8 protein-coding genes are annotated in these 14,576 nt (G+C 64.3%); 6 read left to right on the top strand and 2 right to left on the bottom strand.

Translation table 11 applies throughout. The features are described from left to right. Positions 1–3 precede the first annotated feature (3 nt). The 6 genes from F4Y38_07740 to F4Y38_07715 all read left to right on the top strand — a co-directional run bounded on the left by F4Y38_07740 (position 4) and on the right by F4Y38_07715 (position 11,794). Positions 4–2,760, top strand: a complete 2,757-nt coding sequence (locus F4Y38_07740) for a tetratricopeptide repeat protein (protein MXY49181.1) — start codon at positions 4–6, stop codon at positions 2,758–2,760. Positions 2,761–2,990: 230 nt separating this feature from the next. Continuing rightward, the gene (gene carB, locus F4Y38_07735) at positions 2,991–6,320 is read left to right on the top strand and encodes a carbamoyl-phosphate synthase large subunit (GenBank protein ID MXY49180.1); all 3,330 of its coding nucleotides are present in this window, start codon (positions 2,991–2,993) and stop codon (positions 6,318–6,320) included. A gap of 2 nt (positions 6,321–6,322) precedes the next feature. After that, positions 6,323–7,534, top strand: a complete 1,212-nt coding sequence (argJ, locus tag F4Y38_07730; GenBank protein MXY49179.1) for a bifunctional glutamate N-acetyltransferase/amino-acid acetyltransferase ArgJ — start codon at positions 6,323–6,325, stop codon at positions 7,532–7,534. Between the two features lie 61 nt (positions 7,535–7,595). Further along, a complete protein-coding gene (locus F4Y38_07725; GenBank protein MXY49178.1) occupies positions 7,596–9,215 on the top strand; it encodes an aminopeptidase P family protein in 1,620 nt (539 codons plus the stop codon). Between the two features lie 73 nt (positions 9,216–9,288). Continuing rightward, a complete protein-coding gene (locus F4Y38_07720; protein MXY49177.1) occupies positions 9,289–10,542 on the top strand; it encodes a molybdopterin molybdotransferase MoeA in 1,254 nt (417 codons plus the stop codon). A gap of 10 nt (positions 10,543–10,552) precedes the next feature. Then, entirely contained in the window at positions 10,553–11,794 is a 1,242-nt protein-coding gene (locus F4Y38_07715) for a molybdopterin molybdotransferase MoeA (protein ID MXY49176.1), read from the top strand. 166 nt (positions 11,795–11,960) lie between these two features. Here the strand turns inward: F4Y38_07715 and rsmG are convergent, their stop codons facing one another. Together rsmG and mnmG are read right to left on the bottom strand one after the other, a co-directional pair. Further along, positions 11,961–12,629, bottom strand: a complete 669-nt coding sequence (gene rsmG, locus F4Y38_07710) for a 16S rRNA (guanine(527)-N(7))-methyltransferase RsmG (protein MXY49175.1) — start codon at positions 12,627–12,629, stop codon at positions 11,961–11,963. A gap of 1 nt (position 12,630) precedes the next feature. Then, positions 12,631–14,568, bottom strand: coding sequence for a tRNA uridine-5-carboxymethylaminomethyl(34) synthesis enzyme MnmG (mnmG, locus tag F4Y38_07705; GenBank protein ID MXY49174.1), 1,938 nt, complete (start codon positions 14,566–14,568; stop codon positions 12,631–12,633). Positions 14,569–14,576: the final 8 nt, after the last annotated feature.

The raw sequence follows: 14,576 nt of genomic DNA, 5'->3' as shown, positions 1-14,576 counted from the left end.
GTTATGATAAGAACCGCCCGTCTGTTCGTGGTGTTTCTGCTGCTCTCCGCGGTGGAAACCCCTCCTCCTGCAACCGCCCAGGGCACAACAGCCCAGGACGGCGCCGCCTTCGAACAGGCGACCGAGGAAGGCCGCGTTGCGCGCCAGCACTACGTGGACCGGATCGAGGAACTCCAGGCGGAGGTTTCACGGCAGAACGCCCGCCTGCGCACCGCTGGCGCCGGCAATTCGGAGGAGCAGGCGCGGCGCAACGAGACGATCCTGGCGCTGGCGAGGCTTCATGCAACCGTCGGACAGTATGGGCAGGCCGTCGAACTCCTGAAGAGCGAGGTGGAGCGGGCGGATGCGACTGGCGATGCGGGCGCACCTGGAGCCGCGGGCGCGACGAGCGACGCGGCCGAAACCGGCGCGACGACCGCGATCGGCGAGATGCGCGCGTTGCTCGGTAGACTTCTCCTGCGCCTGGGCCGGTATGACGAAGCGGAGTCCGCCCTGGCCGCCGCCCGGTCCCGCCGGGGCGGGCCGGCGCTGGCTTCCGTTCGGCTCGCGGAGGTGTATTTCACGACGGGCAGGACCGAGGAGGGCCTTGAACTGTGCCGCGAAGTCCTGAGGGACACGGGAACGCAAGGGCCGGCGAACGCACCGAACCTGATGGCCGCGGGGCTCGCCGCGCGGTACCTGGAGCTTTCTCACGAGGCCAATGCCTTTCTGGCCGCGGCCACCCGTGCCGACAGCGGGCACCTCGATGCCTACGTAGCGTGGGGGCGCCTCTTCCTCGACAAGCACAACAGCGCGGAAGCGACCGGGATTTTCGAGGACGCATTGACGATCGACCCTGGATATCCGCCCGCGCTGATCGGCCTGGCCGAGGCGGTTGCGGAGAAACAGCCGTTGCCGGCGGAGGCCGTGGTGAGGAAGGCGCTCGCGATCAACCCCGCGCTCATGGAGGGACGCCATTTTCTCGCGGGTCTTCACCTGACGGACGAGGCCTATGAGGATGCGATCGGCCAACTGGACCAGGCCCTGGAGGTCAACCCGGAATCACCCGGAACCCATGCCCTCCTGGCGGCGGCTTACCACGGCCAAGGCCGCCAGGCCGATTTCGAAGGCGCCCGGCAGCGCGTCCTGGACATCAATTCTTCCTATGGCCGGATGTATGAAATCATCGCGAACCACCTCACGCGGCGCTACCGGTTCCGGGAGTCCGTGGAGATGGGCCGCCGGGCGATCGAGACCGATCCCGTGCTCTGGTCGGCCTATGCCGGACTGGGGATCAGCCTGACCCGGGTCGGCGAGATGGATGAGGCCCGCCGGATGCTGGAACAGGCCTTCGACCGGGATCCCTTCGACACCCGGACCTACAACACGCTGGAGCTGCTCGACTCCTTCGAGGATTTCGAGACACGGGAACGCGGCCCGTTTATCCTGAAGATCCACCGGGACGAAGACGCCGTGTACGGAAAGCTGGCCCTCGATCTGCTCGAAGAAGCCCACCGGACGATCGCTCCGCGGTACGGATTCACGCCGGGTGGACACGTGCATGTCGAGATGCTGCCGGACAACGACGATTTCATGGTGCGCATCGCCGGCGTGCCGGGAACGGGCGGCCTGCTGGGGGTCTGCTTCGGCGAGGTGGTGGTGGCGAATTCGCCCAGGGCCCGGCCGAAGGGGACGTTCAACTGGGGGCAGACGCTCTGGCACGAGTACGTCCACGTCACCCATCTGCAGCAGACGCGCAACCGCATCCCCCGCTGGTTGGCGGAAGGCATCGCCGTCTACGAGACGCGCCTCGCCCGCCCGGAATGGGACATGGACCTGGAAGCGGAGTTCACCGAGGCGGCGGTCCAGGGCGAACTGCTCGCCGTCAGCGAGCTGAACCGGGGTTTCACCCGGCCGAAGTCACGGAACCAGATCGTCCTTTCCTACTACCAGGCCTCGATCGTCGTGGAATACATCGTGGACACCTTCGGATTCGAGGCGGTCCGGCACATGCTGGACCTGTACAACCGGAATCGGACCACTGCCGAAGTCGTTCGCGAGGTAACGGGCCGGTCCATGGAAGACTTCGACCAGGCTTTCGCGGACTATACCGAAAAGCGGATCGCCGGGCTCAGGCGCGTCCTGCAATTCAAGCCGTCGCGCGACGAGAAACCGTCCATGGCCGAACTGGAGGCGATGGCGACCGAACATCCGGAGAGTTTCTTCGCCCATCTGATGCTGGGCCAGGCGTTGCACATGCAGAAACGGTACGAAGAAGCCATCGCGCCGCTTGAGCGCGCCCGGACCCTCTACGCACATTACACCCATGCCGGAAATCCCCACGCATTGCTGGCGGAAATCTACCTCGAACAGGGGAACACGGAAGCGGCGATGGAGGCCCTCGAGGCACTCACCGCCGTTGACGAGGACGACATCGAATCCTGCAAGACCCTGGCCGGGCTCTACGCCCGGGAAGGCCGGCGCGGGGACGCCCTCCGCATCCTGGAACGGGCCGTCATGATCGATCCCTTCGACGCCGAGATCCGCAAGATACGCGCCGGTTTGTACGAACGGGATGGAAGGCCGGACCTAGCCGTGCCGGAGTACGAAGCCGTGCTGGCGGTCGAGACCACCGACCGGGTGCAGGCGCAGTACGACCTGGCCCGCGCATACCTGGCGGCGGGAAGGAAGGACGACGCCAGGAAGGCCGCACTGAAAGCCCTGGAGGACGCGCCCGGATTCGAAGCCGCCCAGGAAGTCCTGCTCCGGTCGCTGGAATAAGCGCGCTGGTCCGCCCCGCCGCGCCTGATCCATCCGCACCCGCGGAGCACGGTCCACCCACCCCGCCTCGCACAGCCCTCCAGCATCCGCCGTGCCCGAATCGGCCCGGTTTTAACGTTGCGATTCGGGCCTTCTCACTTTATATTCAAACGATTTGCTCCAACTGAACGCAGGTGACGCGCGGGCGCCCCGCCGTGGGCGCCTCACCGCGGTCCCTTTTGAGGGTCAGCTTGCCGAAACGCACCGACATCGAATCCATCCTGATCATCGGCTCCGGGCCGATCGTCATCGGACAGGCCTGCGAGTTCGACTATTCCGGCACGCAGGCCTGCAGGGCGCTCCGCGAAGAAGGCTACCGGGTCGTACTGATTAACAGCAACCCGGCCACGATCATGACGGATCCGGACATGGCGGACCGGACCTACGTCGAGCCCATCACCGCGGAATACGTGGAGAAGGTCATCCGGCGCGAGCGCCCCGACGTGCTGCTGCCCACGCTCGGGGGACAGACCGCCCTGAACGTCGCCGTCGAGCTCGCCGAGTCGGGCACGCTGGACCGCTACGGGGTCGAACTCATCGGCGCCAAGCTCGGGGCGATCAAGATGGCGGAGGACCGGGAACTGTTCCAGCAGGCCATGGAACGCATCGGCCTGGAGGTGCCCCGGGGCGGCTTCTCGCGGACTGTCGACGAGGCCTGGGAACTGGTGAAGAATACGGGCTTTCCCGCCATCATCCGACCGGCCTTCACCCTGGGCGGCGCGGGCGGGAGCATTGCGCGCAGCGAGTCGGAATACGCCGAAGCCGTCGAATGGGGCCTGTCCACCAGTCCCATCACCGAGGTGCTGATCGAGGAGTCGGTCATCGGCTGGAAGGAATACGAACTCGAGGTCATGCGGGACCTGGCCGACAACGTGGTCATCATCTGCTCCATCGAGAATTTCGATCCCATGGGCGTGCACACCGGCGACAGCATCACGGTCGCGCCCGCGCAGACCCTCACGGACAAGGAATACCAGGCCCTACGGGACGCCTCAATCAAAGTGATCCGGGAAATCGGCGTGGAGACGGGCGGATCGAACATCCAGTTCGCCGTCAGCCCCGAAAACGGCCGCATCCTGGCCATCGAGATGAACCCCCGCGTGTCCCGCAGCTCGGCCCTCGCCTCCAAGGCCACGGGCTTCCCCATCGCCAAGATCGCCGCGAAGCTGGCGGTCGGATATACGCTGGACGAGATCCCGAACGACATCACCCGCGAAACCCCGGCTTCCTTCGAGCCCACCATCGACTACGTGGTGGTGAAGATCCCGCGGTGGGCCTTCGAAAAATTCCCCAACGCCGACACCCAGCTCGGTACGCAGATGAAGTCGGTGGGCGAGACCATGGCCATCGGCCGGACCTTCAAGGAAGCGCTCCAGAAAGGGCTCAGGGGCCTGGAGATAGACCGCCACGGCCTCGGCGCGGATGGGAAGGACGCGGTGGACGCCGGCACTCTGGCCGCGGGACGGGCGGACGGGAAGGACGCGGTGGACGCCGGCACCCTGGCCGCGGGACGGGCGGACGGACGGGCGGACGGCGTGCTGGATGACCTCAGGGAGCAGATGTCCCGGCCCACGGCGGAGCGCATCTTCCAGATCAAGACCGCCCTTCAGCTCGGCATGCCCATCGAAGAGATCTACACGTTGACCGGCGTCGATCCCTGGTTCCTGCACAACCTGCGGGACATCGTCGAGCTCGAGGGCGAAATCGGCGCGCACCGGAACGGGTCCATGCCCCGAAAACTGCTGCACAGGGCCAAGCAGGCCGGTTTCTCCGACGTGCAGATCGCCCACCTGACCGGCAGCGACGAGCGGTCGGTCCGCGCCCGGCGCATCGAGGCGCGCGTGGACGCCGTGTTCAAGACCGTCGACACCTGCGCGGCCGAGTTCGAGGCCATGACGCCCTACTACTATTCGACCTACGAGACCGAGAATGAGACCCGGCCCAAGACGCGGAAGACGATCATGATCCTTGGCGGCGGGCCGAATCGCATCGGCCAGGGGATCGAGTTCGACTACTGCTGCGTGCAAGCGGTCATGGCGCTGAAGGAGGACGGGTACGAGACGATCATGGTCAACAGCAACCCGGAGACCGTGAGCACCGATTACGACATCTCGGACCGGCTGTTCTTCGAGCCTCTCACCTTCGAAGACGTGATGAACATCGTCGAGACGGAAAAGCCGGACGGCGTGATCGTCCAGTTCGGCGGGCAGACGCCCCTCAAGCTGGCCCTGCCGCTCGAGCGCGCGGGCGTGCCCATTATCGGCACCTCGCCCGACAGCATCGACCTGGCCGAGGACCGCAAGCGGTTCGGCGCCCTGACGACGGAGTTGGGCATCCCCCATCCGCCCCACGGGACGGTCTTCTCCTTCGAAGAGGCCCGCGAGGTGGCGGGCGAGATCGGATACCCCGTGCTGGTGCGGCCTTCCTACGTCCTCGGCGGCCGCAACATGGCTCTGGTCTACGACGACGACTCCCTGCAGACCTACATGCGGACCGCCGTCCACGTGTCGCCCGAACATCCCATCCTCATCGACAAGTTCCTCGAGGACGCCTTCGAGTACGACGTGGACGCCATCTCCGACGGGACGGACGTCGTCCTGGGCGGGATCATGGAACACATCGAGGAGGCGGGCATCCATTCCGGCGACAGCGCCTGCGTGCTACCGCCCTACATGGTCAAGCCCATGCACATCGACACGATGAGGACCTACACCCACGCCCTGGCGAGAAGCCTCAAGGTCGTCGGCCTGATCAACGTGCAGTACGCCATCAAGAATGACGTCGTCTACGTGCTGGAGGTCAACCCGCGGGCCTCGCGTACGATACCTTTCGTGTCCAAGGCCATCGGCGTGCCCCTCGCCCAGCTCGCGGCGCAGGTCATGGCCGGGAAGACGCTGCGCGAACTCGGGTTCACCGAGGAGATCATCCCGCCCTACGCTTCGGTGAAGGAGGTCGTGCTGCCCTTCGTCAAATTCGCCGGTTCGGACAGCCTGCTCGGGCCCGAAATGAAATCGACCGGTGAAGTCATGGGCATCTACGAAGAGCCGGGGATCGCCTTCGCCAAGGGGCAGAGCGCGGCAGGCGGCTCCCTGCCCCTGTCCGGCACCGTCCTGGTCAGCGTCAACGCCTTCGACCACGAGAATGTCGTGGATATCGCCCGGGAGCTCGATATGCTGGGCTTCACGATCATGGCGACGAGCGGCACCGGCCGCACGCTGGAGGACGCCGGCCTGGAGGTGGTCCGGGTCAACAAGGTCTGGGAGGGCGAACCGCACATCGTGGACCACATCCGGCGGAGCGACATTCAACTCATCATCAACACGCCCCTGGGCAAAAGCGCGCGGGACGACGACTACATGATCCGCCGCGCAGCCATCGAGGCGAACATCCCGTGCATCACCACGCTCTCGGCGGCCTGGTCCGCGGTCAAGGCCATCCAGGCGCTCAAGAACGAAGGCCGCGAGATCTCCGTGAAGAGCCTGCAGGAGTGGCACGAGACGTTGAAAGAAGCGAGGGCTTGACCATGCAGACGTTAGACGGCGGCGTACTGGCCCCGAAGGGGTTCCTGGCCAACACGGCGGGTTGCGGCATCAACAGTCCGAAGGGCAGCCGCAAGGACCTGGTGGTGATCGACGCGGGCGGCACCGCCTCCGCGGCGGGGGTGTTCACCACGAACCGGGTGCAGGCCGCACCGGTGACGCTTTCCAAAGCCCATCTGCAGACCGGCATGGCGCGGGCCGTCGTGGTCAACAGCGGCAACGCCAACGCGTGCAACGGGGAACCCGGCATGGCGGACGCCCGGGAGATGGCCGCCCTGGTGGCCGAGGGGCTGTCCGTGCCCGCGAGCGAGATCCTCGTCGCTTCCACCGGGGTCATCGGACGGCCCCTGCCCATGGACGTGATCCGCGAAGGCATCCGGGAAGCGCTGGGCCGGCAGCCGCTTGGGCCTGACCCGGACGCCGCCGAGTCGATCATGACGACCGACACGGTGCCCAAGACCTGTGCGGTGCGGTGCGATCTGGACGGTGCGGCCGTGACAGTCGGCGGGATCGCCAAGGGCGCGGGCATGATCTGCCCGGACATGGCCACGATGATCGGCGTGGTCACGACGGACGCCGCCATCGCGCCGGGCGCCCTCAAGTCGGCCCTCCGACGGACCGTGGGCAAGTCCTTCAACTGCATCACCGTAGACGGAGACATGAGCACGAACGACACCGTGTTCATCCTGGCTAACGGCGCCGCGGGCAATCCGCCGATCACGCAGCCTTCCGGGGACGCCTACGAGCGGTTCACCGAAGCCCTCGAGCACGTCTGCACCGACCTGGCGAAGAAGATCGCCCGGGACGGCGAAGGCGCGACCAAACTCGTGGAGATCCGCGTGCGGGGCGCCTCTTCGGACGAGGACGCCCGGACGATCGGCATGAGCGTGGCGAACTCCGCCCTCGTGAAGACGGCCATCTACGGCCACGATCCCAACTGGGGCCGGATCCTCTGCGCCGTCGGGTACGCCGGCGCCGAATCGGATCCGGACACGATCGACCTGTACCTCTGCGGCTACCAGCTGACATGCGACGGCCAGGGGCTCCCCCTCGACGAACCGGCCATGCGGGAGGCCCTTTCCGCCAGTGAAATACCCGTCGAGATCGACCTCAAGCTGGGAGACGGCGCGGCGACGGTGTGGACCTGCGACATGTCCCACGAATACGTGACCGTGAACGCGGAATATACCACCTGAGACATACTCGATTCCACGCGGCCTGGCGGGCTGCCACCACGGAATACAAGGACGACGACCCATGAATCCACGTTATAAAACTGGTCTTTTTAAGGCCGGTAACGCGCAGCGCGCGGCCGGTACTACACTCGGCCCGGTTTTTTCCGCCGCGCTGCGCTCGATCTTCACTGCCGCGCTCTGGGGAATGGTCCTATACGGCGTAAACTCGGCTCCCCCGGCCGACGCCCAGACCGAGTCCCTGTCGATCACGGAGGACCCCGGGCCGGCGCTTGTGAAGGAGCTGGCGGAAAGGCGGGAACGGATCCTCGACGGCATGGGCAGCGGGATCATGATCCTCTTCGGGGCGGAGCCCAAGGTGTTCAGCAACGACGTAAACTTTCCCTACCGCCAGGAAAGCAACCTCTTCTACCTGACCGGCATCAGCCAGCCCGGCGCCGCCCTCGTGCTGCTGCCCGGAAACCGAAGCCAGAAGGAGATCCTCTTCCTCCCCAGGCGCGACCCCGCCCGTGAGATCTGGACCGGACACATGATCGGGGTGGAAGAGGCCCGGCAACGGACCGGGATCGCCCATGTCTGGCCGATTGAGGAATTCGACGCCTTCGTGGAGGCCGTCCTCCACGGATCGGCCTATGAAAAACGCCCCTCCGATGACGCAGGGGACTACCGGGCCATCGGCGAATCCGTCGAGAACGGAACGCCCGTGGCCGTCTGGCTCCTGGCCGACGCCAGTTCCCGGTACGGCAGCCGGTATCCGCAAGCCCTCCGGTTCGCGGCGGAGGCCGCCCGTTTTCCCGCCGTCCAGGTACGGCTGGCGTCCGGCCTGTTCCGGGACCTGCGCGTCGTCAAATCGGACTGGGAACTCCAGCGGCTGCAGCGCGCCGTCGACATCACCCGCCTGGCGCAGCGCGCCATCATGCGCAGGGCAAGCGTACCAGGCGGACCGGGCGGACCATTGAACGAATCCGTACTCGACGGCATCATTCTTTCCACCTATCGCGCGCACGGCGCCCACTGGGGTTTCCCGTCCATCGTGGCCTCGGGACCCAACGCCACGACCCTCCACTACGAGGAAAACAACCGCAAGATCGCAAGCGGCGAACTCGTCCTGGCCGATATCGGCGCGGCCGTCGGATACTACACGGCCGACGTTACGCGGACGTTCCCGGTCGGCGGGGTCTTTTCGGAGGTCCAGCGCGAAGTGTACGAGGTCGTCCTCGACGCCCATGCCCGGGGCGTCGCCGCCGTCCGGCCGGGCATGACCATGCGCAGGGTGCATGAAGTGGCGCGGAAGGTGATCGCGGACGGACTCCTGAAACTGGGGCTGATCACGAGTACATCCGATAACCAGTACCGCATGTGGTACATGCACGGCACGAGCCACTGGATCGGACTGGACGTCCATGACGTGGGCGGAAGGGACATGCCCTTCAGGCCGGGCATGGTGATCACGGTGGAACCGGGCATCTACGTCCGGGAGGACACGCTGGAGAACCTGGACGACACTCCGCGGAACCGTGCGCTGATCGAGGCGATACGGCCCGCCTTCGAACGGTACCGGAATATCGGGGTGCGCATCGAAGACGACGTGCTGGTGACCGAAGACGGACACCAGGTGCTGTCGGAAGGCACGCCCCGGACGATCGAGGACGTCGAAGCCTTCATGGCGAATCCCGCTCCTTGAAGGTCAGGCCGATAGCCATGCGCTCACCCACAGACGGCCGGCAAGCCGTACCTCCCGTTTCCGGGATGGACACATGAACATGACATCTGACCGAATGCTCACCGTGGAGGAGGCCCAGGAGATCGTGCTGGATTCGGTCTCTGTCTCGGGCATCGAGCGCGTACCGCTGTCCGAGAGCCAGAAGCGCGTGCTCGCCGAAGACGTGGCGCCCAGGTTCGACGTGCCGCCCCAGGACAACTCCTCCGTCGACGGCTATGCCGTCAGGGCCACGGACACCTCGGGCGCATCCGAGGACGCCCCCCGCCGCCTCGGGGTCCTCGAAGAGATTCCCGCGGGCACCGTTCCCGCCGCGCACGTGGTTTCCGGCAAATCTTCGCGCATCATGACCGGCGCCTTCCTCCCCGGAGGTGCGGACGCCGTCGTCATGGTGGAGAATACCAGGCAGAATGCGGAAGGCGTGGAGATCCTGAAGGCGGTAAAACAGGGCCAGAACGTACGCTACCGGGGGGAAGACGTAAAACAGGGCCAGCGTGTCCTTTTCGCCGGTGCCGAAATCGGTCCCGGCGAGATCGGCCTTCTGGCGGCCTTCCAACGGTCCCAGGTCGCGGTGCGCAGGCGTCCGGCCGTGGCCATCCTTTCCACGGGCGACGAGGTCGTCGAAATCGACGAGCGGCTCGTACCGGGAAAGATCGTCAACAGCAACAGCTATTCCCTGGCCGCGCTCGTGCGGGAATGCAATGGCCGGCCGGTCAACCTGGGCATCGCCAGAGACAGCGAAGCGGAGATCGCGAAGGCCATCCGGTCGGCGCTGAGCGCCGATATCGTCCTATCCACCGGCGGCGTTTCCGTGGGCGACTACGACTACGTGAAAAAAGTGCTGGAAGACCTCGGCGCGGACATGAGATTCTGGCGGGTACAGATGAAACCGGGCAAGCCCCTCGCCTACGGGTTGCTGCAGGGGAAGCCGTTCTTCGGCCTGCCGGGCAATCCCGTTTCCTGCATGGTCTCCTTCCTCCTCTTCGCACGGCCCGCCATGCGTAAGATGATGGGCTACAGCCCCCACGACTGGCGCCTGCCCACGGTTCAGGCGGAACTCGAGAACGATCTGACGGCCGGCGGGGATCGGCGGCACTATCTGCGCGCCAGAATCACCTGTACCGAAGGCCGGTTCTACGCCTCGACCGTCGCGGGACAGGGGTCCGGCATGCTCAGCTCCATGACCGGGACCAACGGTCTCGTCGTCGTGGAAACGGGCATAACCTCCTTGCCCCGCGGATCCGAGGTCCAGGTGCTGTTGATGGGCGCGGCCGGACAGGGTGTACCGTGAGGAACACGCGATGATCTCCGTTATCGAAGCCCGGGACGCCATTCTGGACCGGATCCGGCCGATCGGCGTGGAGCGCGTCGATATCGCCTCAGCGCGCGGCCGGGTACTGGCTGAAGACGTCCACGCCACGAGGAACCAGCCGCCCTGGGACAATTCGGCCATGGACGGCTACGCGGTGCGGTCCGCGGATACGGTACCGTCGTCGCCGGATTCCCCGGCGGAACTGGAGATCGTCGAAGACCTTCCCGCCGGATACGTGGCCAAACGTTCCGTCGGACCGGGACAGGCGATACACATCATGACGGGCGCGCCGGTGCCCGAAGGCGCGGATACCATCGTCCGCGCCGAACGCGCGCTAAGGGTCGATGCGCGCCGCGTACGCATACTCCAGGCCGTGGAATCCGGAACGGACCTCCGCCGGGCCGGCGAAGACATCCGCGATGGGGACCTCATCATCCCGTCCGGCATGCTGATCCGGCCGGCCGAAGTCGGCCTGCTGGCCTCGACCAACCGTTCCCACGTATCGGTCTACCGCCGGCCCCGCGTTGCCGTGCTGTCCACCGGCGACGAGATCGTCGACGTGGACGAACCCCTCGAGGACGGCAAGATCGTGGACAGCAACGGATACGCCCTTTCCGCGCTGGTGGCGGACGCCGGCGGCATACCCCTGCGCCTTGGCATCATTCCCGATACGCAGGAAGCACTCGAAGAGGCGTTGCGCGACGGACTCCTCGCGGACGCGGTCATCACCTCGGGCGGGGTCTCGGTGGGAGAATACGACTACGTCAAGGCCGCCCTCGAGGCCGTCGGCACCTCCATGGCCTTCTGGAAGGTGTCCATGACACCCGGACGCCCCCTCGCCTTCGGCTCCATAGACGACACCATCGTTTTCGGCTTGCCCGGCAATCCGGTGGCTTCCATGGTTACCTTCGAGCTCTTCATGCGTCCCGCCCTGCTCAAGATGCAGGGGTACACCCACATCTACCGCCCCACGATCAAGGCCCGCCTCCTGGAAGACCTGACGAAATCGCTCGGCCGCAAACAATTCATTCGCGTGACCCTACAGAAACGGGGAGATCAATACTTCGCGTCACGCACCGGCGCGCAGGGCTCAGGCATTCTTAGATCCATGTCCATCGCCGACGGGTTGGCCGTAAGTCACGAAGACCAGGAAATCATGCCGGCCGGCCAGGAAATAGAGGTTATGTTACTTGGGGGTTACAGCGAGCTCTCTTCTGACCGTAACTACTGATAATTGTGTAGGTTACGACCGTTTTCAATACGTTTGAAAACAATATATATTATTATGTATAGTCGTTTTTCTTCTTCGTTGACCGATCGGGAAAGGGGTAGTCTGTTTCATCGGTCGTTTTTCTGCTACCAGAAGTTCATTTTCCGTTACGTCGCATCATTTTGAATCACGGTCCTTCCTTCTCGCACTTTGTCAGCACAACGAGGGTGGGAGAGTTAACAACCCCTTCTTCATATGGAACGGTGGCCTCCCATACCATGCCCTGCGCCTCCATGACCGACGCTGCCGAATCGATCTCTTCATCCGGACCGGGGCCCTTGTAGCATATCAGTTTTCCTCCGGGTTTCAAAATGGGCCAGCCCCATTCCACAAGTTGGCCGATTGATCCGACAGCCCGCGCCACCGCGCCGTCATACAATGTTTCCGACGACTTCTCCGACAGCCGTTCTATCCTGACATTGCAGACATTCAGATTATCCAGTGACAGCGCGCGCCTTAACATCCGAAGGAAAGCGCATTTCTTGTAGTTCGATTCGACCAGAACAAAGTGTGTTCCAGGCAGGAAAATGGCGAGGGGTATCCCGGGAAAACCGCCGCCGCTTCCGATGTCCACGATTACTCCGCCCGTGGGCAGGACGCCTTTTAACGCAGGCATGAGTGAATCGAGGAAATGGCGCGACGGAATGCGTTCCAGGTTGTTCGTAGATATGATGCGGAGTACGTGATTTACACGCCGGAGTTCGTACAGGTACCGCTCGAATGCCCCGATTTTACGGGTGTCAAGCCGATGACCGAGTTGCTCCACACCATGGACGAAATGTTTGATGGTGTCCATGTCATATCTTGGAATGTTCCACGTGGAACACCTGGTTTTCAGGACGGGATTTTCTGATGCGGGACCTGGCCGTATCGCGTTCGAGATGTACAACGAGGATGGACAGATCGGCGGGTGTTACGCCCGGGATCCGCGACGCCTGACCCACGTTTGCCGGCTGGATGCTGGCCAGCTTTTCGCGCGCTTCGTGAGACATGGCCCTTATGGATGCGTAATCGAATTCCTCGGGTATCGCACGGGACTCCCAGGACCGCATGCGTTCGATTTCCTTCTGCTGGCGCTCGAGGTACCCGGCGTATTTGACCGCGGTCTGTATCTGGCCGATGACAGACGGTTCATGGTCCATGGGATCCGGGTCTACGGCATAAAGGTCGGAATACTGTATCTCGGGGCGGGATAGCAGTTTGTGCAGGGACACGGGTTCAGATACCGGCGTCGAGGTTTTGGTCTCGAGTATGGGGTTTATCCTGTCTGGAGCCAGGTATTCCCCTTTCAGCCGGTTTGTTTCCGCTTCCACCAGCCGGCGCCGCCTTACCGTGGCCTCGTGACGTTTTCTTGAAATCACACCGATCTCGAAGGCGCGGTCCGACAGGCGCATATCCGCGTTGTCGTGCCGCAACAGCAGGCGGTATTCGGCACGCGAAGTGAACATCCTGTAAGGTTCGTCCGCTCCCTTAGTAATGAGATCGTCGATCATCACGCCGATATAGGCCTCGCCCCGGTCTAGGGTAAACGCCGGCCGGTTACCGACCTTCAGCGCGGCATTGATCCCGGCCAGTATACCCTGTGCCGCGGCCTCCTCATAGCCCGTGGTACCGTTGATCTGACCCGCGAGGTACAGCCCGTCTACCTGGCGGGTTTCCAGGGACCGGGTCAGATTGTCGGGAGGGATGAAATCGTATTCGACGGCATACCCGAACTGCAGTATCTCCGCCTGCTCCAGGCCCTTTATCGTGTGCAGCGCCCGGTCCTGCACCGGTTCCGGCAGGCTGGTGGAGAAGCCGTTTACGTATACTTCGTCGGTATTCCAACCCTCGGGTTCCAGGATGATCTGGTGGCTGTCCCGATCCGCGAACCGTACGATCTTGTCCTCGACGGATGGACAGTACCTGGGACCGCGGCCGGTGATCCGACCGGAGTACATGGGCGACTGGTCCAGGGCGGAGCGGATGATGTCGTGGGTCCGGGCGTTCGTGAAGGTCAGGTAACAGGGCAGTTGCTCGTCGGCCGGTGACAATCTTTCCTGAGAGAAATGATCGGGGTATTCGTCACCGGCGATGACCTCCAACTCACTGTAATCTATGGAGTTGCCATCGATTCTGGGCGGCGTGCCGGTCTTCAGCCGGCCGATGTCGAACCCCAGATCCCGCAGGGAATCGGACAGCTCCGTGGCCGCCCTTTCTCCGAGACGTCCTCCAGACGAATTGCTCGCGCCCCGATGCATGACCCCGTTCAGAAACGTGCCCGAAGCCACGACCACGGCACGGCAGGATATGGCGCGTCCATCGCTGGTCCGGATCCCCGTCACGCGGCGCTGGTCGACGTTCAGGCACGAGACCTCGCCTTCCACTACCGTCAGGTTAGGCGTCTCCCCGATGACCCGCTGCATGTAATCCCGGTAAGCCACACGGTCGTTCTGGGATCTCAGGGACTGTACCGCCGGGCCCTTGCGCGTGTTCAGCATCCTGACCTGCACGGCCGTCGCGTCCGCGGCCTTGCCCATCTCACCGCCAAGCGCGTCGACCTCCCTCACCAGTTGCCCCTTGCCCAGGCCGCCGATGGAAGGGTTGCAGGACATCTGCCCGATCTTCGAAGCATCGAGGGTGACGAGCGCGGTCTTTACGCCCATTCTCGCCGAAGCCAGGGCGGCTTCGCATCCGGCGTGGCCTCCGCCTATGACGAGGACTTCAACCGATGTCAGCCGTTCGTTTTCAACCATTGCCTTTT

This window comes from Gemmatimonadota bacterium (assembly GCA_009838645.1).
Classification (GTDB): domain Bacteria; phylum JAAXHH01; class JAAXHH01; order JAAXHH01; family JAAXHH01; genus JAAXHH01.
This window is presented reverse-complemented; position numbering and strand designations above follow the sequence as displayed.

Excerpts from the sequence above, each read along its gene's own strand:
- F4Y38_07740 (MXY49181.1), top strand. The coding sequence starts at position 4 with ATGATAAGAACCGCCCGTCTGTTCGTGGTGTTTCTGCTGCTCTCCGCG.
- argJ (MXY49179.1), top strand. The coding sequence starts at position 6,323 with ATGCAGACGTTAGACGGCGGCGTACTGGCCCCGAAGGGGTTCCTGGCC.
- F4Y38_07720 (MXY49177.1), top strand. The coding sequence starts at position 9,289 with ATGAACATGACATCTGACCGAATGCTCACCGTGGAGGAGGCCCAGGAG.
- rsmG (MXY49175.1), bottom strand. The coding sequence starts at position 12,629 with ATGGACACCATCAAACATTTCGTCCATGGTGTGGAGCAACTCGGTCAT.
- F4Y38_07715 (MXY49176.1), top strand. The coding sequence starts at position 10,553 with ATGATCTCCGTTATCGAAGCCCGGGACGCCATTCTGGACCGGATCCGG.
- mnmG (MXY49174.1), bottom strand. The coding sequence starts at position 14,568 with ATGGTTGAAAACGAACGGCTGACATCGGTTGAAGTCCTCGTCATAGGC.
- F4Y38_07725 (MXY49178.1), top strand. The coding sequence starts at position 7,596 with ATGAATCCACGTTATAAAACTGGTCTTTTTAAGGCCGGTAACGCGCAG.